This window comes from Actinophytocola sp., assembly GCF_036555685.1.
GTDB lineage: Bacteria > Actinomycetota > Actinomycetes > Mycobacteriales > Pseudonocardiaceae > Actinophytocola.
In genome coordinates this window covers 15817-35061 of record NZ_DATBKY010000140.1, presented here as the reverse complement: position 1 = coordinate 35061, position 19245 = coordinate 15817, and the positions used below count along the sequence as shown (strand labels likewise).

General features: G+C 71.7%; 23 protein-coding genes and 1 pseudogene. 12 read left to right on the top strand and 12 right to left on the bottom strand.

The annotated features are described in order from the left end of the window. The 3 genes and pseudogenes from VH969_RS13910 to VH969_RS13900 form a co-directional block, all read left to right on the top strand. Positions 1–240: pseudogene (locus VH969_RS13910) on the top strand (ATP-binding protein); the annotation flags it as partial. A 61-nt stretch (positions 241–301) separates the two neighbouring features. Then, entirely contained in the window at positions 302–1453 is a 1152-nt protein-coding gene (locus VH969_RS13905) for an acyl-CoA dehydrogenase family protein (protein ID WP_331974148.1), read from the top strand. A gap of 13 nt (positions 1454–1466) precedes the next feature. Continuing rightward, positions 1467–2150 carry a hypothetical protein gene (locus tag VH969_RS13900; RefSeq protein WP_331974147.1) on the top strand — a complete coding sequence of 228 codons (684 nt, stop codon included), beginning with the start codon at positions 1467–1469 and terminating at the stop codon, positions 2148–2150. Between the two features lie 4 nt (positions 2151–2154). On the opposite strand, the gene VH969_RS13895 is transcribed toward VH969_RS13900, so the two are convergent. Then, positions 2155–2535, bottom strand: a complete 381-nt coding sequence (locus VH969_RS13895) for a VOC family protein (RefSeq protein ID WP_331974146.1) — start codon at positions 2533–2535, stop codon at positions 2155–2157. Between the two features lie 10 nt (positions 2536–2545). Beyond that, on the bottom strand, positions 2546–3379 hold the full coding sequence (locus tag VH969_RS13890) for a helix-turn-helix domain-containing protein (RefSeq protein ID WP_331974145.1): 834 nt from the start codon (positions 3377–3379) through the stop codon (positions 2546–2548). Positions 3380–3464: 85 nt separating this feature from the next. Here VH969_RS13890 and VH969_RS13885 point away from each other — a divergent pair, with 85 nt between their 5' ends. From VH969_RS13885 to VH969_RS13870, 4 genes are all read left to right on the top strand, one after another. Continuing rightward, the gene (locus VH969_RS13885) at positions 3465–4187 is read left to right on the top strand and encodes an energy-coupling factor ABC transporter permease (protein ID WP_331974144.1); all 723 of its coding nucleotides are present in this window, start codon (positions 3465–3467) and stop codon (positions 4185–4187) included. Continuing rightward, positions 4184–4537 (top strand): PDGLE domain-containing protein, encoded by a 354-nt coding sequence (locus tag VH969_RS13880; protein ID WP_331974143.1) that lies wholly within the window; start codon positions 4184–4186, stop codon positions 4535–4537. Before VH969_RS13885 ends, VH969_RS13880 begins: the two co-directional genes overlap by 4 nt. Further along, positions 4534–5298, top strand: coding sequence for a cobalt ECF transporter T component CbiQ (cbiQ, locus tag VH969_RS13875; RefSeq protein WP_331974142.1), 765 nt, complete (start codon positions 4534–4536; stop codon positions 5296–5298). Before VH969_RS13880 ends, cbiQ begins: the two co-directional genes overlap by 4 nt. Positions 5299–5384: 86 nt before the next feature. Next, complete coding sequence (locus tag VH969_RS13870; RefSeq protein WP_331974149.1) at positions 5385–6104, top strand: energy-coupling factor ABC transporter ATP-binding protein; 720 nt, start codon at positions 5385–5387, stop codon at positions 6102–6104. On the opposite strand, the gene VH969_RS13865 is transcribed toward VH969_RS13870, so the two are convergent. Further along, positions 6083–6817 (bottom strand): hypothetical protein, encoded by a 735-nt coding sequence (locus VH969_RS13865; protein WP_331974141.1) that lies wholly within the window; start codon positions 6815–6817, stop codon positions 6083–6085. The two genes, VH969_RS13870 and VH969_RS13865, sit on opposite strands and share 22 nt — an antisense overlap. A gap of 124 nt (positions 6818–6941) precedes the next feature. On the opposite strand from VH969_RS13865, the gene gcvT reads away from it, so the two are divergent. Then, complete coding sequence (gcvT, locus tag VH969_RS13860; protein ID WP_331974140.1) at positions 6942–8033, top strand: glycine cleavage system aminomethyltransferase GcvT; 1092 nt, start codon at positions 6942–6944, stop codon at positions 8031–8033. Positions 8034–8036: 3 nt separating this feature from the next. Here the strand turns inward: gcvT and VH969_RS13855 are convergent, their stop codons facing one another. From VH969_RS13855 to ku, 3 genes are read right to left on the bottom strand one after another with little or no spacing between them, the layout of a single operon-like run. Beyond that, positions 8037–8756 (bottom strand): alpha/beta hydrolase family protein, encoded by a 720-nt coding sequence (locus VH969_RS13855; RefSeq protein WP_331974139.1) that lies wholly within the window; start codon positions 8754–8756, stop codon positions 8037–8039. 6 nt (positions 8757–8762) lie between these two features. Next, positions 8763–8960 (bottom strand): hypothetical protein, encoded by a 198-nt coding sequence (locus VH969_RS13850; protein ID WP_331974138.1) that lies wholly within the window; start codon positions 8958–8960, stop codon positions 8763–8765. An 11-nt stretch (positions 8961–8971) separates the two neighbouring features. Continuing rightward, positions 8972–9928 carry a non-homologous end joining protein Ku gene (gene ku, locus VH969_RS13845; protein WP_331974137.1) on the bottom strand — a complete coding sequence of 319 codons (957 nt, stop codon included), beginning with the start codon at positions 9926–9928 and terminating at the stop codon, positions 8972–8974. 147 nt (positions 9929–10075) lie between these two features. On the opposite strand from ku, the gene VH969_RS13840 reads away from it, so the two are divergent. Continuing rightward, positions 10076–10375, top strand: coding sequence for a WhiB family transcriptional regulator (locus tag VH969_RS13840; RefSeq protein WP_331974136.1), 300 nt, complete (start codon positions 10076–10078; stop codon positions 10373–10375). Here VH969_RS13840 and VH969_RS13835 read toward each other — a convergent pair. Then, positions 10372–11226, bottom strand: coding sequence for an alpha/beta hydrolase (locus VH969_RS13835; RefSeq protein WP_331974135.1), 855 nt, complete (start codon positions 11224–11226; stop codon positions 10372–10374). The two genes, VH969_RS13840 and VH969_RS13835, sit on opposite strands and share 4 nt — an antisense overlap. 46 nt (positions 11227–11272) lie before the next feature. Between VH969_RS13835 and VH969_RS13830 the strand changes: the two genes are divergently transcribed. Further along, positions 11273–14257 (top strand): glycine--tRNA ligase, encoded by a 2985-nt coding sequence (locus VH969_RS13830; protein WP_331974134.1) that lies wholly within the window; start codon positions 11273–11275, stop codon positions 14255–14257. A 21-nt stretch (positions 14258–14278) separates the two neighbouring features. On the opposite strand, the gene VH969_RS13825 is transcribed toward VH969_RS13830, so the two are convergent. After that, the gene (locus VH969_RS13825; protein ID WP_331974133.1) at positions 14279–14530 is read right to left on the bottom strand and encodes a hypothetical protein; all 252 of its coding nucleotides are present in this window, start codon (positions 14528–14530) and stop codon (positions 14279–14281) included. Positions 14531–14695: 165 nt separating this feature from the next. On the opposite strand from VH969_RS13825, the gene VH969_RS13820 reads away from it, so the two are divergent. Next, positions 14696–14899 carry a hypothetical protein gene (locus VH969_RS13820; RefSeq protein WP_331974132.1) on the top strand — a complete coding sequence of 68 codons (204 nt, stop codon included), beginning with the start codon at positions 14696–14698 and terminating at the stop codon, positions 14897–14899. A gap of 63 nt (positions 14900–14962) precedes the next feature. Here the strand turns inward: VH969_RS13820 and VH969_RS13815 are convergent, their stop codons facing one another. Beyond that, positions 14963–15430, bottom strand: coding sequence for a hypothetical protein (locus VH969_RS13815; protein WP_331974131.1), 468 nt, complete (start codon positions 15428–15430; stop codon positions 14963–14965). Continuing rightward, positions 15427–15588: a hypothetical protein gene (locus VH969_RS13810; protein ID WP_331974130.1), complete on the bottom strand. Its 162-nt coding sequence runs from the start codon at positions 15586–15588 to the stop codon at positions 15427–15429. The genes VH969_RS13815 and VH969_RS13810 overlap by 4 nt, the downstream gene beginning before the upstream one ends. A 303-nt stretch (positions 15589–15891) precedes the next feature. Here VH969_RS13810 and VH969_RS13805 point away from each other — a divergent pair, with 303 nt between their 5' ends. Further along, the gene (locus VH969_RS13805) at positions 15892–16149 is read left to right on the top strand and encodes a hypothetical protein (protein ID WP_331974129.1); all 258 of its coding nucleotides are present in this window, start codon (positions 15892–15894) and stop codon (positions 16147–16149) included. 16 nt (positions 16150–16165) lie between these two features. On the opposite strand, the gene VH969_RS13800 is transcribed toward VH969_RS13805, so the two are convergent. Both VH969_RS13800 and VH969_RS13795 read right to left on the bottom strand, forming a co-directional pair. Next, positions 16166–18508, bottom strand: coding sequence for a glycoside hydrolase family 65 protein (locus VH969_RS13800; protein ID WP_331974128.1), 2343 nt, complete (start codon positions 18506–18508; stop codon positions 16166–16168). Beyond that, the gene (locus tag VH969_RS13795; RefSeq protein WP_331974127.1) at positions 18505–19239 is read right to left on the bottom strand and encodes an HAD family hydrolase; all 735 of its coding nucleotides are present in this window, start codon (positions 19237–19239) and stop codon (positions 18505–18507) included. Before VH969_RS13795 ends, VH969_RS13800 begins: the two co-directional genes overlap by 4 nt. Positions 19240–19245: the final 6 nt, after the last annotated feature.

Here is a 19245-nt window from a genome sequence, read left to right as displayed (position 1 = left end):
TTCTCGCCGATCGACTTCTTCGAGGACCGCGGGCTGCCCTACGTCGTCGGGCTGAACTGCTTCGACGGCAAGCTGAGCCACGGCATCGAGGAGGTCCGCGACGCGCTCGCGGTGGCCGAGACCGTGCCGATCGTGCCCTGCGACGCCCGCGACCGGGAGTCGGTCAAGCAGACGCTGATCACGCTGACCGAGTACTCGATGCAGCGCTGGGTCACCGTCCACGGAGCGGCTGTTGGGTAGCTGGTCCGCCTGAGCCGCGAGACAAGGCCATTCGCACACGCGCTCACGTATCGTCGCGCGCATGGATCTGTCCCTCACCGAAGAGCAGGCTGCCCTGCGCGAACTCGCGCGCGACTTCGTCGACCGCGAGGTGGTGCCCAACGTCCGCGACTGGGACATCGCCGAGCAGGTGGACCGGTCGATCGTCGGCAAGCTGGGCGAGGTCGGGTTCCTCGGGCTGACCGTGCCGGAGGAGTACGGCGGCTCGGGCGGCGACCACCTGGCGTACTGCCTGATGATGGAGGAGATCGGCCGCGGCGACTCGGCGATCCGCGGGATCGTCTCGGTGTCGCTGGGGCTCGTCGGCAAGACGATCCTGTCGTTCGGCACCGAGGAGCAGAAGCAGGAGTGGTTGCCGCGGCTGTGCTCGGGTTCGTCGCTGTCGTGCTTCGGGCTGACCGAGCCGGACACCGGGTCCGACGCCGGCAACCTGTCGACGAAAGCGGTGCGGGACGGGTCGGACTGGGTGCTGTCGGGCTCGAAGATGTTCATCACGAACGGCACCTGGGCAGATCTGGCGCTCGTGTTCGCGCGCACCGGGGAGCCCGGCCCGCGGGGCGTCACGGCGTTCCTCGTGCCGACGTCGTCGTCCGGGTTCGAGCACCGGGAGATCAAGGGCAAGCTGGGCCTGCGCGGGCAGTCGACCGGGGAGCTGATCCTCGACTCGGTGCGGGTGCCGGACTCCGCGCGGCTGGGCGAGGAGGGGCAGGGCTTCAAGGTCGCGATGGCGGCGCTGGACAAGGGCCGCATGTCGGTCGCGGCCGGCTGCGTCGGGCTCGCCCGGGCGGCGCTCGAGGCGGCGACGACGTATGCGGGGGAGCGGCAGCAGTTCGGCAAGCCGATCGCCTCGTTCCAGCTGGTGCAGCAGATGCTCGCGGACATGGCGGTCGGCACGGACGCCGCGCGGCTGCTGGTCTGGCGGGTCGCGGACCTGATCGACCGCGGGCAGCCGTTCCGCACGGAGGCGTCGATGGCGAAGCTGCACGCGAGCGAGAACGCGGTGTCGGCGGCAAACCTCGCCATCCAGGTGTACGGAGGCTACGGTTACCTCGACGAGTACCCCGTGGCGAAGATCCTGCGAGACGCCCGGGTCATGACGTTGTACGAGGGCACCAGCCAGGTGCAGAAGTTGCTGATCGGACGAGCATTGACCGGACTGAACGCGTTCGTGTGAGTTCGTGTGAGGGATGAGCGACCTACTGAATCCGGGTAGCCCGGAACCGCCACGGCCCCCGCGGCTGTCACCGCAGTCCCGCCGACGGGTCGCGCTGGTCGCGGCGGCCGCCGTCGCCGTGATCGCGGCCGGCGTCTCGCTGGGCCTCGCGATCGCGACGACCAGCTCGGCGTCGTCGGCCACGCAGACCGGCGACGCGGCCGACGAGCCGGCGCTCGCGCTGCCGGCCGGGTGCGACCTCCTGACCCCCGGCCAGCTGGCCGCGCTCGTGCCCGGTACGCCGTCCCGGCTCGGCCGCGGGCCGGAGATCGTCCTCGACTCCACGGAGTCCGCGTGCGACTGGGCCAACACGAAGACCGACCCGCACGACCCGCGCGTGGAGCCCACCTACCTGGAGGTCCGCGCCACGGCCGCGATCGACGAGGCCACCGCGCGCTCGACGATGCGGATCAGCTTGCCGTGCACGGGTTCCGGCAGCACTCGAACGTCGATCCCGGGCGCGGACGAGGCCTGCCTGGGGCACAAGCCGGCCCCCGAGTCCGGCGGGCCGCCGGACGTCTCGACGGTCTCGGCCCGGTACAAGGCGCTGGTCGTCGAGGTCTCCTACCAGCGGACGACCTGGCCTCGCTGGCGGGTGGACGACCAGGCCGAGGTCACCGCGGCCGCCCTCATCGGCAGCATCGTCCAGAGCCAGTGACCGGTCAGGGCTTGTAGGTGCCGAACGACCAGAGGTTGCCCTCCAGGTCGCGCGCCGAGTACTCGTCCGAGCCGTAGTCCATGTGCTCCAGGTCCCGCACGATCGTGGCGCCCGCCGCCTTCGCGCGTTCCAGGTGCGCGCGCGGGTCGTCGACCACGAGGTACATGCTGATCGTCGACGTGAGCGGGTCCGCCTTGCCGGCGCCAAGCCAGCCCGGCTCGCGCGGGCCGCTCACCATGACGATGTCCTCGCCGTGGCGGAGCTCCGCGTGGCCGACGTGGCCCTCGTCGTCGCGGAAGACGTTGTGCTCGGTGAGGCCGAACGCCTCGGTCAGCCAGGGCACGGCCGCGTCCGCGTCCTGGTAGCGCATCGCTGGAATGATCATGCGCAGGACGCTAGTCAGCCGGCACCCAGGCGTATTGGACGGATGTGACCTCGGGTGCCGCCCGTTGCGGCAGCCGCGCGAGGTACTCGGTCGGCGTCGTGCCGGCGAACTCGCGGAAGTCCCGATTCATGTGCGCCTGGTCGTAGTAGCCGCACTCGGCCGCGATCCGCGACCACGCCGCGCCACGCGACCGGCCGACCCGGCGCAGCAGCTCGTCGAAGCGGACGACCCGCGCGACCGTCTTCGGCGGCAGGCCGACCTGCTGGCGGAACCGGGTCACCAGGTGCCTGCGGCTCCAGCCGACCTCCTGCGCGAGCGCACCCACCGGCACCGCGCCGGCCGTCTCGACGAGCCGCCCCCACGCCCACCGGACCTCCGGCGACGGCATCGGGCCCGCCTCGGCACGGGTCAGCAGGAACTCGTCGAGCACGGCGAACCGGGCGGCCCAGCCGGGTGTGTTCGCCAGCCGCTCGGTGAGCCGCGCGGCGTCCGGTCCGAGCACGTCGGCCAGGTCGACGACCTCGTTGGCCAGCTCGTCCATCGGCACGCCGAGCAGCTTGTACGCGCCGAGCGGGGTCAGCTTCAGATCCACGCACTCGATGGCTCCGAACTGGTCCACGACGTCGTGGGTGTCGGCGAGACCGGTGACGAAGGAGCCGGGCAGCCCGCCGAACGCGGCACCCGTGTTGACGATCACGGTGACGGTCGGGGTCGGCGTCGCGAGCCACCGCTCACCGACCGTGGCCGGCTGCGCGAAAGCGAGGTAGTTCCTGGTCAGCAGCGCGCGCACCGGCTCGCTGGGCCGCTGCTCGGTGTAGGTCAGCGCCGGGACCGCCGTACTCACGTGACCGATCGTAGGCATCTTCGAAAGTTCGAGGTTGTTGCAAGCCTCTGGCGATAGGGCTCCGAATGTATCTAGTGTGAAGTCCGTGTCCACGTCAGTAGCCATGCACATGAGCGATGGCCTGATCAACGCGCCCACCTCGGTGATCTTCGGTGGCGTAGCGGTGATCGGCATCGCGGCGGCGCTGGTCGGCGCCCGCCGCGACCTGGACGACAAGACCGCGCCGATGGCGGGTCTGGTGGCGGCGTTCATCTTCGCCGTCCAGATGATCAACTTTCCGATCCTGCCCGGCGTGAGCGGCCACCTGCTCGGCGGCGCGCTGGCGGCGATCCTCGTCGGGCCGTGGGTCGGTGCGCTGTGCGTGAGCATCGTGCTCGTCGTGCAGGCGCTGGTGTTCGCCGACGGCGGGCTGACCGCGCTCGGCGCGAACATCACCAACATGGCGCTCATCGGCACCGCGGCCGGGTTCCTGGTCGCGCTCGCGCTGCGCCGGTTCGCCACCCGTGGCCGGTTCGGGCTCGCGGCGGTCGCGTTCGTCGCGGCGTTCTGCGGCACCGTGATCGCCTCGCTCGGCTTCGTGCTGGAGTTCGCCATGGGTGGCGACGCGGCGTTCTCGCTCGGCGGGGTGGCCGGGACGATGGTGGGCCTGCACGCGCTGATCGGCATCGGCGAGGGCGTGATCACGGCGCTGACCGTGACGGCCGTGGCCGCCGCGCGACCCGACCTCGTCTACCTGCTGCGTGGCACGGCCAAGCCGCTCGAGCTGCGCGAGTCGCCGGTCGTCACCGCGGAGCGGAGCGTGTCATGAAGACCTGGCTGTTCTTCGCCGGCTTCGCCCTCGTGGCACTGGTGATCGCCGGTGCGCTGTCGTACTTCGCCGACTCCGACCCCGACGGGCTGGACTCCGCGACGCTCGAGGGCTGCCAGGTCGTGCAGGCCGACCGCGGCGAGCAGCTCACCGGCTCGTGCATCGCGCAGCGCGCGAAGGACCACGACATGGCCGCCAGCCCGCTCGCCGACTACGCGGTGGGCGGCGACTCCCGGCTCACCGGTGTCGCCGGCATCGCGGGCGTGGCCGCCACCGCCGTCCTCGCGGGCGGCCTGTTCTGGTTGCTGCGCAGGCGGTCCGGCAGCCCGGCCGAACGCAGCCGGACATGAGCGGCGGGCACGGCGTCCACCTGCTGTACCGGCCGGGCACCTCGCCGGTGCACCGGCTGCCGCCGCAGGTCAAGATCGTCGCCGCGCTGCTCGGCGTGATCTGCGTGGTCGCCACGCCGCGCACGGAGTTCTGGGCCTTCGGCCTGTACCTGGTGCTGCTGGCCGGTATCTGGGCGGTGGCCGCGGTCCCGGTCGGGCACTTCGTGCGGCGCGCGGTGATCGAGGTGCCGTTCGTGGTGATCGCGCTGGTGATGCCGTTCCTCGGCGCCGGCCCGCGGTTCACGTTCCTCGGGCTGAGCCTGTCCGAGCCGGGCGCGCTGGCCGGGTGGAACATCCTCGCGAAGGGCACGATCGGCGTGCTGGCCTCGCTCACGCTCGCGGCCACGACGGCGCCGCGCGAGCTGATCGTCGGCCTGCAGCGGCTGCGCACGCCCGCCGTGCTCACGACGATCGCGACGCTGATGCTGCGCTACCTCGAGGTGATCGCCGCGGAGGCCCGGCGGATGCGGACAGCGCGGATCTCGCGTGGCCACAATCCGCGCTTCCTGTGGCAGGCCGGCGCGACCGCACGCGGGATCGGCTCGCTGTTCGTGCGCAGCTACGAGCGGGGCGAGCGGGTGCACCTGGCGATGGTGTCGCGGGGCTGGACGGGCCGGATGCCCGACGGGGGAGCCGCCGCCGAGCCGTCGACGTGGCTCGCGGGCCTGGTGCCGGTGCTGTGCACCGCGTCCGTGCTGGCGGTGGCACTGTGGTTGCCGTGAGCGGGAGCGACGTGGTGTCCGGCGTCTGGACGGAGGAGCAGCGCAGGCGTGCGGGACGAACGCCGAGCAGCGCACGCCCGTCCGCGCTGCACGTCGAGCGGCTGGCGTTCGCCTATCCGGACGGGCACCAGGCCCTGTTCGGCATCGACCTGCGCGTCGAGCCGGGGGAGCGCGTGGCGCTGCTCGGCCCGAACGGCGCCGGCAAGACGACGCTCGTGCTGCACCTCAACGGCGTGCTGTCCGGCGGCTCGGGCCGGGTCTCGGTGGCCGGCCTGCCGGTGTCGAAGTCGACGCTGCACGAGGTGCGTCGCCGGGTCGGCATCGTCTTCCAGGACCCCGACGACCAGCTGTTCATGCCCACGGTCGGCGCGGACGTGGCGTTCGGGCCGGCGAACTTCGGCCTGTCCGGGGCCGAGCTCGACGCCCGCGTGCGGTCCGCGCTGGACGCGGTCGGCATGGCCGCGCACATCGACCGCTCGCCCATGCACCTCTCCGGCGGCCAGCGCCGGCGCGTCGCGCTCGCGACCGTGCTCGCGTGCGACCCGGAGATCCTGGTCCTCGACGAGCCGTCGGCGAACCTCGAGCCGGTGGCCCGCCGCGAGCTGGCCGAGGTGCTGCTCGACCTCGACCGCACGATGCTAATGGTCACCCACGACCTGCCGTACGCCTTGCAGCTGTGCCCGCGCAGCGTGCTGATCGACGACGGCGTGATCGTCGCGGACGGCCCGACCCGGGAGCTGCTCGCCGACGCCGACCTGCTCGCCGCGCACCGGCTGGAGCTGCCCTACGGGTTCCGGCTCGACTGAAGGAGCTCCGCGCGGATCCCCGCCAGGATCTGCTCCCGCAGCTCCCCGACAGGCTGGTTCCGCAGCTCCGCGACGGTCTCGTCCCACTGGGCCGCGACCTTGTCCGCCTCCGTGGCGAACATCCGCCGCAGCCACGACTTGCCGAGGACCGTGACGGCCGAGAGCAGCCAGCCGGCGCGCCGGCCCCGTAGCCGCGCGGTCACGGTGACCGACCACCGGCCGTCCGGACCGCGCGCGGGCGTCAGGCCGAACTCGCCGCGGAACATCCGGTGCCGCACCCACGCCGAGACCGGCGGTTCGCCGCCGCCGCGTGCGAGGTCGTCCCACCACTTGACGGTGTCGGCGCGCAGCTCCCCGTCGAACTGATGCATCCGCGGCCCGCCGGGCTGCGGGCGGCCGCGGAAGGACACGTCCAGCGTGTGCGCGGACGGCCCGCCGGCCAGCTCGCCGGCCAGCATCGTCAGCGCCGTCTCCCCGCTCCGGACCAGCGTCCCGGCCAGCCGGCCGCGGGTGTTCCACTCGGTGACGGTGAACCCGGCCAGCCCGTCGTCGGTCTCGTACCGCGCGCCGGGGGCGAGCCGGCGCCCCTCGACCAGCGGGAACTCGTCCCGCCCCAGATACTCCGTGGCGACCTCGACGGCCAGCTCCACGAGGTCGGCGAACCACTCGCGGTCCACCGCCTCGAGGACCACGGTGTGCGCCAAGCGCGTCATGGGCCCAAATCATGTCACCACGCCGAACAACCGGCGGCATGTGCTGCGCCCCGCGATGACTCATCGCGCCGGGCACGCATACCCCATTGTTTCCGGTGCGCGGCCGGACGGGCAGGATCGAGGTATGAGCACTCCTTCTCCGCTGCATGACGTGCACACCGCGCTGGGGGCGACCTTCACCGATTTCGCCGGGTGGTCGATGCCGCTGCGCTACGGCAGTGAGCTGGCCGAGCACAAGGCCGTCCGCGAGGCGGCCGGGCTGTTCGACCTGTCGCACATGGGCGAGATCGAGCTGACCGGGCCGGAGGCGGCGCGGACGCTCGACTACGCGCTGGTGGGGAACCTGTCGGCGGTGAAGGTCGGCCGTGCCCGGTACACGATGATCTGCGACGCGGACGGTGGCGTGCTCGACGACCTGGTCGTGTACCGGATCGGCGAGGACCACTTCATGGTCGTGGCCAACGCGTCGAACGCGGCGGTGGTGGCCGCGGAGCTGCACAACCGCGCGGAGGGGTTCACGGTCGAGGTGGCGGACCGCTCGCGCGACTGCGCGCTGATCGCCGTCCAGGGGCCGTCGTCGGCGGGGATCGTCGGGAAGGTGTGCGACGCGGACCTGGAGGCGCTGCCGTACTACGGCTCGACGCCGACGCGGATCGCGGGCCACGACGTGCTCCTCGCGCGCACGGGCTACACGGGCGAGGACGGCTTCGAGGTGTACGCGGAGGCGCCGCACGCCGTGGAGGTGTGGCAGGCGATCACCGAGGCGGGCGGCCCGGCGCTGTCGCCTGCCGGCCTCGCCTGCCGCGACACGCTGCGGCTGGAGGCGGGCATGCCGCTGTACGGCAACGAGCTCACCGTGGAGATGAGCCCCTTCGATGCCGGGCTGGGCCGGGTGGTCAAGTTCGACAAGTCGACGGACTTCGTCGGCCGGGCGGCACTGGAGCAGCGCAGCCGCGTCGAGGCGGCGTCGACACTGGTCGGCCTGACCGGCGAGGGCCGGCGCGCGCCGCGGCACGGGTACCCGGTCGTGGACGGTGAGACCCAGGTCGGCACGGTCACCTCCGGCGCCCTGTCGCCGACGCTGGGCCATCCGATCGCGATGGCGTACGTGCCGCCCGCGCTGTCCCAGCCGGGCACGAAGCTGGCGGTCGACGTCCGCGGCAAGCCGTCGCCGGTCGAGGTGGTCAAGCTGCCGTTCTACAAGCGCGCCAAGTAGGCCTCACGCCGCGCCGAGGTGGCGCGTGAAGAAGCGTCCCGCACTCTCGAGCTCGAAGGCGGGCACGGCCACGTGCCCGCCGGGGTTGGCGTGCAGGGTCTTGTCGGCCGAGGCGAACGCGTCGAACAGGGCGAGGCTCTCCTCGCGGGGGATCAGCTCGTCGTCCCACTGCAGCTGGAACTCGACCGGGACCGTGATGCGCTTCGCGGTCCCGGCCAGGCCGGCGTGCCCGGCGAGCCCGAGGACGGCGGCGGTGATCCGCGGCTCGGCGGCGAGGAGCGGGATGCCGATCGCGGTGCCCAGCGACAGGCCGTAGTAGCCGGCCGGCCCTGCCGCCAGCGCGTCGAGGACCGCCTGCCACTCGGGCACGGCGATCGCGGCGCGCTCGGCGTTGGCCCGGGCGAGCTCCTCCCGGAAGGGCTCCCCGGCCTCGATGTGGCGCTGGACGACGGCGATGCGCCGGTCGTCGTCGGCGGTGCGCGGGCGGTCGCCGTGCCCGGGCGCGTCGATGGCGGCCACGGCGAACCCGCAGGCGGTCGCGAAGTGGTGGGCACGGGCCCGCTGTCCGGGTGACTTCTTGTGGCTGCCACCGCCGTGGCCCATCAGCACCAGCGGTCGCGAGCCGTCGGCACCGGCCGGCGTCCAGAGCACCCCGGCGATCTCGCCGATCCGGAACTCACGCTCCGAGACGCCGTCGCCGGTCGTTTCGGAGGTCGGGTCCACGGATGGTCAGGCGGCGCGGGTACGCGCCGTGGCGCAGGCCGGGCACCCCAGCTCACCGCAGCCGACCACCAGGGTGTGTGACGCCAGCTCCGGCGCGTCGCAGGCCGGGTCGATGCACTCCGCGGTGACTTCGACGTCGTCGGCGTGCAGGACGAGCGTGCCGTGGCAGTGGTCCACGCGATCGCCGCAGTCCGGGCAGGTCACCGGCACCTCCTCTAGGCGGCGCCCGCGCTCCTCGCCGCCGCCACGGCCTTCTCCAGCTCGTCGCGGCTCATCTTGGAGCGACCCTTGACGTCGAGGTCGCGGGCCAGCTTGTCGAGATCGGCCTTGTTGAGGCTAGACAGATCCTCGTCCGCGGAGTCGGAGGACGCCTTGGCCGGCGTGTCGCGGCGCTTCTTGCGGCTCTCGACGCTCTTGGACAGCGCCTCGAACAGGTCCACGACCTTGGTCGGCTCGCTCGGCTCGGACTCGGCGACGACCTCCTTGCCCTGCCGCTTGTCCTCGATCAGCTTCTCGACCTGCTCGGTGTAGGTGTCGTGGTAGTCCTCGGGCCGCCACTCGTCGGTCATCGAGTCGATCAGGTTGACCGCCATCTCGAGCTCCTTGCCGCGCGCGGTCGTGATCTCCGGCAGCGACTTGAGCTCCTTGGCGGGGTCGCGGATGTCCTCGGGGAACAGCAGCGTGTTCAGCACCAGCATCCCGTCGCCGGCGCGCACCGCGGTCAGGTACTCCTTGCCGCGCATCACGAACGACGCGACACCCGCGCGGTTGGTCTTCTCCATGGCCTGGAGCAGCAAGGAGTACGACCGGCCGTACTCCTCCTTCGCCGGCGCCAGCCAGTAGGTCCGCTGGAAGTGGACGGGGTCGATGTCGTCGAGGTCGACGAAGGTGTTGATGTCGATCGTCCGCGAGCGGCCGGGTGCGATGGCGTCCAGCTCGTCCGGCTCGATGATCACGTACTCGCCACCGCCGAGGTCGGCGCCCTTCACGATGTCGGCGTACGCCACCTCCTTGCCGGTGCGCTCGTTGACCCGCTTGTACCGGATCCGGTCCGAGGTCCCGCGCTCGAACTGCCGGAAGCTGATCGTGTGGTCCTCGGTCGCGCTGTACAGCTCGACCGGGATGGTCACCAGGCCGAAGTTGATCGCCCCGCTCCAGATCGGTCTCGCCACTGCTACCGCCCTCCCCACCGCTGTCGTACCCGATCATCATGACGCCTTCGCGGATCGATGCACCAGTCCGCGTCTTCTGGTTTGCGGTGCGAACGAGCTGGGTACCACCCGGTTGCACGCCCAAGCGCACTTTGAAGGAGCAGATCCATGGTCGATATGTCGAGGCTGCCGGGACCTGTGTCGGAGACGTGGGACTGGCAGCGCTTGGGCGCCTGCCGAGGCAAGAACAGCGACATGTTCTTCCACCCGCGCGCCGAGCGGGGGCAGGCACGTGAGCAACGCATCGCCCGCGCCAAGGAGATCTGCAAGTCGTGCCCGGTCATCGTCGAGTGCCGGCACCACGCGCTGACCGTGTTCGAGCCGTACGGCATCTGGGGCGGCCTCGACGAGAGCGAGCGCCGCGCCGCATACGCGCATCGCAAGCGCCGGGGGGAACACGTGGCCTAGCCGGCCACCCGTTCGGAGAGCCGGGCCGCGGCGTCGACCAGTCGGGGGCCGTCGAACAGCTCGGGGTCGTTGTGATCGGCACCGGGCTCCTCGATGGACGTGACGGGGCCACCCGCCACTCGCGCCACGGTCCGGCTCTGCTCTCTCGGCACGACCGAGTCCGCCGAGCCGTACACCACCACGGTCGGCACGCGCACCTCGCGGATCTGCTCCGCCAGCGGGAAGCGATCCTTCAACAGCAGCCGGACCGGCAGGAACGGGAAATGCTTCGCGCCGACGTCGGCGAGCGAGGTGAACGGTGAGCGCAGCAGCAACCCGCCCGGCGGGTGCTCGGTGGCGAGCCCGGTGACCACCGCGGCGCCCAGGCTCTCCCCGAAGTAGACCAGCCGCTCCGGCGGCACCCCCAGCTCGTCCACCAGGTAGGACCGCGCCGCGCGCACGTCCAGCGCGAGCCCCGCCTCGCTCGGGTCGCCGGGGTTGCCGCCGTAGCCGCGGTAGTCGAACAGCAGCACGGACATCCCGCGTGCGGCCAGCGCGCCGGCCAGTTGGGCGCGCATCGACCGGTCGCCCGCGTTGCCGGGCGCGACCAGCACGGTCACCCCGAGGTCGCGGCCGGTCGCGGGCAGGTACCAGGCGCCGAGCGCCAGCCCGTCGTCGGTGGTCAGCCGCACGTCGCGGGCGCCGGGCAGGACCGTGGCGGCGGCCGGTACCGGGCCCGAGGAGGGCAGGTAGACCAGGCGGCGCTGGAAGACGTAGGCGAGCGTGAGCACGACCAGGACGAGCACCACCACGACGGCGAGCACCTGCAGCACCCGTCGAGTGTGCCGCAGCGGCGGCCTGCGGCGGCCCATCGACCCGACCATCGACACCAAACATTAGGGTTGTCCAGTGCTAACCATGCAGGACGCCTTGCTCGCGCTGACCCGATACTGGACCGATCGTGGCTGCATGATCGTGCAACCGTTCAACACCGAGGTCGGCGCCGGCACCCTCAACCCGGCGACGATCCTGCGCGTGCTGGGTCCGGAGCCGTGGCGGGTGGCCTACGTGGAGCCCAGCGTGCGGCCCGACGACTCCCGGTACGGCGAGAACCCCAACCGGCTGCAGACGCACACCCAGTTCCAGGTCATCCTCAAGCCCGACCCGGGCGACCCGCAGGAGCAGTACCTCGCGAGCCTCGAGGCGCTCGGCATCGACGTGCACGCCCACGACATCCGGTTCGTGGAGGACAACTGGGCCAACCCGGCGACCGGCTCCTGGGGGCTTGGCTGGGAGGTCTGGCTGGACGGGCTCGAGATCACCCAGTTCACCTACTTCCAGCAGGCCGGCGGGATGAGCCTGGACCCCGTCTCGGTGGAGATCACCTACGGCGTCGAGCGCATCATCATGGCGCTGCAGAACGTCAGCAACTTCAGGGACATCGCGTACGCGCCCGGCATCTCCTACGGCGAGGTGTTCGGCCAGTCCGAGTACGAGATGAGCCGGTACTACCTCGACGACGCGGACGTCGACACGCAGCGGCGGCTGTTCGAGGAGTACGCGGCCGAGGCGCGCCGGATGCTCGACGCGCGGCTGCCGGTGCCGGCCTACGTCCACGTGCTGAAGTGCTCGCACACGTTCAACGTGCTGGACTCGCGCGGCGCGATCTCCACGACCGAGCGGGCGCGTGCCTTCGGCCGGATGCGCGGGCTGTCCCGCGAGGTGTCCCAGCTGTGGGCGGCGCGGCGCGAGGAGCTCGGCCACCCGCTGGGGACCAGCGTCCTGCCGGAGCCCGCGGCGGCGCCGTCGTCGTTGCCGTCGGTCTCCGCGGCCGCGCCGCTGGTGTTCGAGATCGGCACCGAGGAGCTGCCGCCCGGCGAGGTCTCCCGCTCCGCTCGCGCGCTGCGGGAGACGCTGGTGGACAAGCTCGGCGCGACCCGGCTGGCGCACGGCACGGTCGAGGTGCACGCGACGCCGCGCCGGCTCGTCGCGCTGGTCGCGGACGTGGCCCCGCGGGAGCCGGACGCGGAGCGGTTCGTCCGCGGCCCGCGGGTGTCGGCCGCGTTCGACGACTCCGGCGCGCCGACCAAGGCGGCGCAGGGTTTCGCGCGCGGTCAGGGCGTCGACGTGTCGGCGCTGGAGCGGGTCTCCGTCGACGGCGTCGAGCACGTCGGCGTGATGAAGACCGACGTCGGGCGCGGGGCGGTCGAGGTGCTGAGCGGGGTGCTCGGCGAGATCGTCGCGGAGCTGCGGGCTGACAAGAACATGCGGTGGAACGACCCGAAGCTGTCGTTCAGCCGGCCGGTTCGCTGGCTGGTGGCGCTGCTGGGGTCGGAGGTCGTGCCGGTCGTCGCGTCGTCGTTGCTGGCCGGGCGGACCACGCGGGTGCACCGCACGGCGTCGCCGCCGGTGGTGGAGGTGCGCTCGGCCGCGGGGTACCTGGAGTTCCTGTCCTCGCACGGGATCACCGCGCCGGTCGTGGACCGGCGGGCGGCGATCGTGTCGGCGGCGCAGGAGCTGGCCGCGTCGGTGGGCGGGACGATCGACGTCGACGGCGAGTCGGCGCTGCTGGACGAGATCACGAACCTCGTCGAGGAACCGAACGCGATCCTGGGCGGGTTCGCGTCGTCGTACCTCGAGCTGCCGTCGGAGATCCTGACGACCGTGATGCGCAAGCACCAGCGGTACCTGCCGGTGCGGTCCGCGTCGGGCGAGCTGCTGCCGCACTTCGTGGCGGTGGCGAACGGGTCGTGCGACGTCGACGCGGTGCGGGCGGGCAACGAGGCCGTGCTGCGGGCGCGGTACGAGGACGCGAGCTTTTTCTGGCGGGCGGACCTGAAGGTGGCGCCGGCCGCGATGAAGGCGGAGCTGTCGCGGCTCGCGTTCGAGGAGCGGCTGGGCTCGATGACCGACCGGGCCTCGCGGATCGCGTCGGTCGCCGCGGATCTCGGCACCGAGTTGTCTACTTCGGACCAGGCCACGCTGTCGCGCGCGGCTTCGCTCGCGAAGTTCGACCTGGGGTCACAGATGGTGGTCGAGCTGACCTCGCTGGCCGGCGTGATGGCCCGCGAGTACGCCATCCGGGCGGGGGAGACCCCGGAGGTCGCGCAGGCGCTGTTCGACATGGAGCGCCCGCGTTCGGCGGGCGACGCGCCGCCCGGTTCGCTGCCCGGGGCCGTCCTGGCGCTGGCGGACCGGTTCGACATGCTGGTCGGCCTGTTCGCGGTCGGCGCCGCGCCGACCGGCAGCTCGGACCCGTTCGGCCTGCGGCGGGCGGCGGCCGGGGTGATCAGCATCCTGCGGGCGCACCCGTCGCTGCGGGCGATCACGCTGCCGCGTGGGCTGACCGCGGCGGCCACGCACGTGCGGGCGCAGGGCATCGATGTTCCGTCGTCCACTTTGGACGAGGTAGCCGAGTTCACGACCCGGCGGTTCGAGCAGCAGCTGCTGGACGCGGGTCACGACCACCGGCACGTGGCCGCGGTCGTCGCCCTGCCCCCGGCCACCGCCGACGAGACGCTGGCGGAGATCGAGCACCGCGTGGGCGACGCGGACTTCGCGGGCCTGGTCGCGGCGCTGCAGCGGGTCCGGCGCATCGTCCCCCCGGACACGGCGGCGGCGTACGAGCCGGCCCGGCTCACCGAGCCGGCGGAGAGCGCGCTGCACCAGACGCTGGTGAAGGTGACCGAGTCACTCGGTACGGGCCCGCACTCGCTCGCGGACTTCGTGGCGGCGGCGACCGCCCTGACCACCCCGATCAACACGTTCTTCGACGACATCCTGGTGATGGCCGAGGACCCGGAGGTACGGGCCGCGCGGCTGGGCCTGCTGGCGACCATCCGCGACCTGGCCGCGCCGGTGCTCGACTGGCAGGCCCTGGGGACCAGCTTCGTGACGGAGTAGCTCGACGGCCGTGGGCGCCCGTCAGAGGAGGACCACCTCGCGGGTGCCCTCGGAACCCTTGACTATCAGCTGTTCTCGGTTCTCGCGGACGGCTCGGTAGACGAAGTCGCCGTAGCCGATGAGGCGGCGCAGGGCCTCGGTGAGGGTGACGCCCTCTCGCTCGATCACGTTCTCCAGCGCGGTGACCGTGTCCGGGGAAACCGCCACGTTGATCCGCTTCGGCTCCGCGCGCTGGCTTTGCGTGGACTCGGCTCGTGCGCTCTTAGCCGACATGATCACATCCCGTGATGGTAGGCGAGGCCAAACGGGGTAAGTGTAGGTGTGCGGAAGGCGCATACGCAACACGGCCATTACACACAATCGACACTCACGGACTGTTGAACCAGTGTCGACACCGCGTTATCCTCGTAGCTTGGCGCCGAGGAGGGCGACACGCAAATGCCAGACACAAGCTCCGCCCCGTTCCGCGAACACACGGCTACCTGGCGCGTGTGCGGCGACCTCGCCGATCCGTGCCCGGTCCGCCGGAAAGAAGGGCAGCTGCTGGTGAGCGGCATCGAACCGATCGACGAGACGTGGTTCGACGCCTCCGACTGCCCTGTCGACACCCCGCTGTTCCTGCTCATACCCGCGCCCCGCTGACCGACCGGGACCAGCGGGGACAAGCCGGAACGGCTGGGCACGGCCGGGAACGGCCGGGAGCGGCTAGGAGTCGTCGGGGGAGTCGGACGACCGACGCCCGCGCTTGCCCTGCCGCCGGATGTCGAAGTCCCGCCCCGGATTGACGTTCGCGCCCACGCCGAAGAACGCCCCGACGATCGTCGCCGCCGCGCCCAGCAGGATGGGCAGCGTGATCCGGGCGAGCTCGGTCGCGAACGGCGCGCTGATCGCGTGCACCCACAGGCCGAGCACCAGCGCCAGGATCGTGAGCAGGATCAGCGCGCCGACGCCGAGCAGCACCCACGTCTGCATCCGCAGGTAGTGCCGCCGCGCCGCGGACTTCGCCTCGATCTCGGCCTGCTGCGCCCGCAGCTCGAGCTCGCGCCCGCGCGCGATCAGCTCGCGGTTGCCCGGCACCGAGCCGTCCACCCAGGTGCCGTCCTCCTCGACCACGCCCGCGGGTGGCTTGCGGAAGCGGCGCAGCAGCCACGGCGGCTCCGGCGCGGGCGTCATGACGAGTCCGGGAGCGGTAGCAACGCGATGAGCGGCGTGTCGACCGGCTGGTCGACGCAGTCCTCGAACCAGGTGACCTCCACCCGCGCCGCGCCTTCGGCGTCGCGGCCGGTGACCGGCTCGGGACGCTGGCTCGCTGCCGGGCTGGTGTCCTGCATGATTCGCCGTTCCTTAAGTCTGGGCCGGCGATGCGGTGGCACCGCCGGGAAGCGGGACCGGAGCGGGGTGTTCGCCATGCGAACGTCACTCTATAGTGCAGCGTAGCTCCAGATTGCCACATAAACAACGCCTATCGTGTGGCTGACACGTGTTGCATCGATGTATCAGCCGTGCCAAACTTGGTGAGGCTGCCTAGTGGCGGCGGACATACGGCCATACGGAGGCGTTGTCCGGGGCGGGATCACAACAGGCCGATCAGTCGTCAGGAAGTGCTCGTTATGCGCACAGATCAGGATGTGGTCATGTCGGGTAACCGCCCGGGCGTCGAATCCCCTCAGCACAGCCGCCCCACCGTCACGCCGAAGCGGATCAACGTGGCCATCTCGCCGGAGATGGTGCGCGCGCTGGAGAACGTGATCACGCGCGAGGGCATCACGCTCACCGAGGCGCTGCGGCGCCTCGTCGGCTATGGCGACTTCGTCTATCGAGCCATCAAGGAAGGCGGTGAGCAGTTGACGGTCACCGGGCCCGACGGCACCCGCGAGGTCATCCTGCTCTAGCGAGGTCCCCGGCTCGCTACCGGGGACCTCGCCGCCGCGGGGCCCGGCCGGCCGGCTGGGCCGGCGTCGGGCGCTTCGGCGCCGGCGGGATCGGTCGGCTCGTGGGCTCAGCGGCGAGCGCGATGTCCTCGCCGTGGTGGGTCACCACCAGCTCCGGTCCGTCCAGCAGCGTGTAGGTCGCCTCGTCCTGACCTATCTCCACAGCGAAGCGGCTGCCCCGGTAGGTGAGCCGGAAAGCCATCCGGGTTATCGCCCGGGGCAGCCGCGGGGAGAAGTGCAGCGTGTGGTTGTAGTCGCGCATGCCGCCGAACCCGGCGACCGCGACCACCCACGCGCCGGCGAGCGACGCGATGTGCAGCCCGTTGCGCACGTTGTGGTGCAGGTCGTGCAGGTCGGTGAACGCCACCTCGGCGAAGTAGTCGAACGCGAGGTCCAGGTGGCCGCCCTCGGCGCACATCACCGCCTGGGGGCACGCCGACAGCGACGAGTCGCGCACCGTCCGGGCCTCGTAGTAGGTGACGTTGCGGGCCTTCTCCTCCGCGGAGAACGCGTCGCCGCGCAGGTACATCGCGAGCACGAGGTCGGCCTGCTTGACCACCTGCTTGCGGTACAGGTCGAAGTACGGGTAGTTGAGCAGCAGCGGGTAGTGCTCGTCGGGCGTGTCCTCGAAGTCCCACTCGGCGTGCTCGGTGAACCGCTCCGACTGCGGGTGCACCTTCAGCACCTCGTCGTAGGGCAGGACCATCTTGTCCGCGGCCATGCGCCAGGCCTTGGTCTCCTCCTCGGTCACGCCGAGCATCGCCGCCGACTCGGGCTGGCGGGCGCAGACCTCGCTGGCCTCGCGCAGGTTCCGCTGCGCCATCAGGTTGGTGTAGACGTTGTTGTCCACCACCGCGGTGTACTCGTCCGGGCCGGTGACGCCGTCGATGCGGAAGCCGCCGTGCACGTCGTGGTGGCCGAGCGAGAGCCACAGGCGCGCGGTCTCCACGAGGATCTCGACGGCCTGGTCGCGCTCGAAGTCCGTGTCACCGGTCGCGTTGAGGTAGCGGACGACCGCGTCGGACACGTCGGCCGACACGTGGAACGCCCCGGTGCCGGCCGGCCAGTACGCGGAGCACTCGGCACCGTTGATCGACCGCCACGGGAACGCGGCGCCGTCGAGGCCGAGCGCGTCCGCCCGCTCGCGCGCCTTGTCTATTGTGGAGTGCCGCCAGTGCAGCGCGTCGCGGGCGGCCTCGGGCACGGTGTAGGTGAACACCGGCAGCACGAAGGTCTCGGTGTCCCAGAAGGAATGCCCGTCGTAGCCGGGTCCGGTCAGGCCCTTGGCCGGGATCGCCCGGCTCTCCCCGCGGGCCCCGGCCTGCAGGACGTGGAAGAGCGCGAACCGGATGGCCTGCTGCAGCTCGTCGTCGCCGTCGATCTCGATGTCGGCGGTGGCCCAGAAGTCGTCGAGGAAGCTGCGCTGCTCGGCGAGCAGGCCTTCCCACCCGGTCTGCAGAGCACCGGCCAGCGCGGCGGCGACCTGCGCGCGCAGCGCCGGGGCGGACCGGCGGGCCGACCAGCCGTAGCCGAGGTACTTGGTCATCCGCAGCGTCGAGCCGCTCGGCACGTCGACGGCCACGGTCAGCCGGGCGAGGTTCTCCTCGGCGAGGATGTCGCAGCGCAGCCCGTCGTCGATCTCGAGCTCGTGGTCCATACCGGCGGCCATGCGCAGGCCGGACCTGCGCGTGTGGTGGACCAGCACCGCCCGGTAGTCGTGCGCGGAGCCGTCCTCGTACTCGAGCGGTGCGGAGAGCGTCGCGGCGACGCGGGGGTCCTTGGTGTGCGACTCGATGGGCTCGTTGGCGAGCAGCTCGGACTGGACGACCAGCTGCGCGCCCCCGTCGAGCGGCTCGACCTCGTAGCGGATCGCTGCCACCGCGCGCTGGGTGAACGACACCAGCCGCTCGGTGCGCACGCGCACCCGGCGGCCGGTCGGCGACTCCCAGACGGTGTCGCGGCGCAGGGTGCCGGAGCGGAAGTCGAGGGCGCGGTAGTGCTCGACCGCGCGGCCGTAGCGCATGTCGAGCGGCTCGTCCTGCACGAGCAGCCGGATGATCTTGCCGTCGGTGACGTTGACGATCGTCTGGCCGTCCTCGGGGTAGCCGTACCCGGCCTCGGCGTAGGGCAGCATGTGCTGCTCGTAGAAGCCGTTGAGGTACGTGCCCGGCAGGCCGGTCGGCTCGCCCTCCTCGAACGTGCCGCGCATGCCGATGTGGCCGTTGGAGAGCGCGAAGATCGACTCGGTGCGCTCGAGCGCGGCGAGGTCGAGGTTGTTCCAGCGCAGCTGCCACGGGTCGATCTGGAAACCGTGCGTCATGACTCGCCGTCCAGCAGCTGGGCGAGATCGGTGACGACGACGTCCGCGCCGTGCGTGCGGAGGGCGTCGGCCTGCCCGACCCGGTCGACGCCGACGACGTAGCCGAAGCCGCCGGTCTTGCCGGCCTGCACGCCGGACAGCGCGTCCTCGAACACGGCGGCCTGCGTCTTGTCCATCCCGAGCGCCTCCGCACCGGCGAGGAACGAGTCGGGCGCGGGCTTGCCGCGCAGCTTGCGCTCGGCGATGACGATCCCGTCGATGCGCGCCTGGATGTACTTGGACAGGTCGGCGGCGTCGAGCACGGCAGCACCGTTGGCCGACGAGGTGACGACCGCGATCTTCAAGCCGGCCTTCGCGGCGGCGTCGAGGTAGCGGACCGAGCCGGGGTAGGGCGTGACACCCCGCTCGGCGATTATCTGCTGGACGCGGTCGTTCTTGCGGTTGCCGACCCCCTGCACGGTCTCGGTGGACGGCGAGTCGTCGGGCGAGCCCTCGGGCAGGGTGATGTCGCGCGACCGGAGGAACTCGCGGACCCCGTCGTAGCGCGGCCGGCCGTCGACGTAGTTGTTGTAGTCCGCCTCGGTGAACGGCTTGAACCCGGCGCCGTCCCTGGCCCGCAGCAGCGCGTCGAAGGTCTCCTTCCACGCGGCGCGGTGCAGCTCGGCGGTGCTGGTGAGCACCCCGTCGAGGTCGAACAGGCAGCAGGTCACGTCGTCTGGGAGGCCGAGCATAGGCGC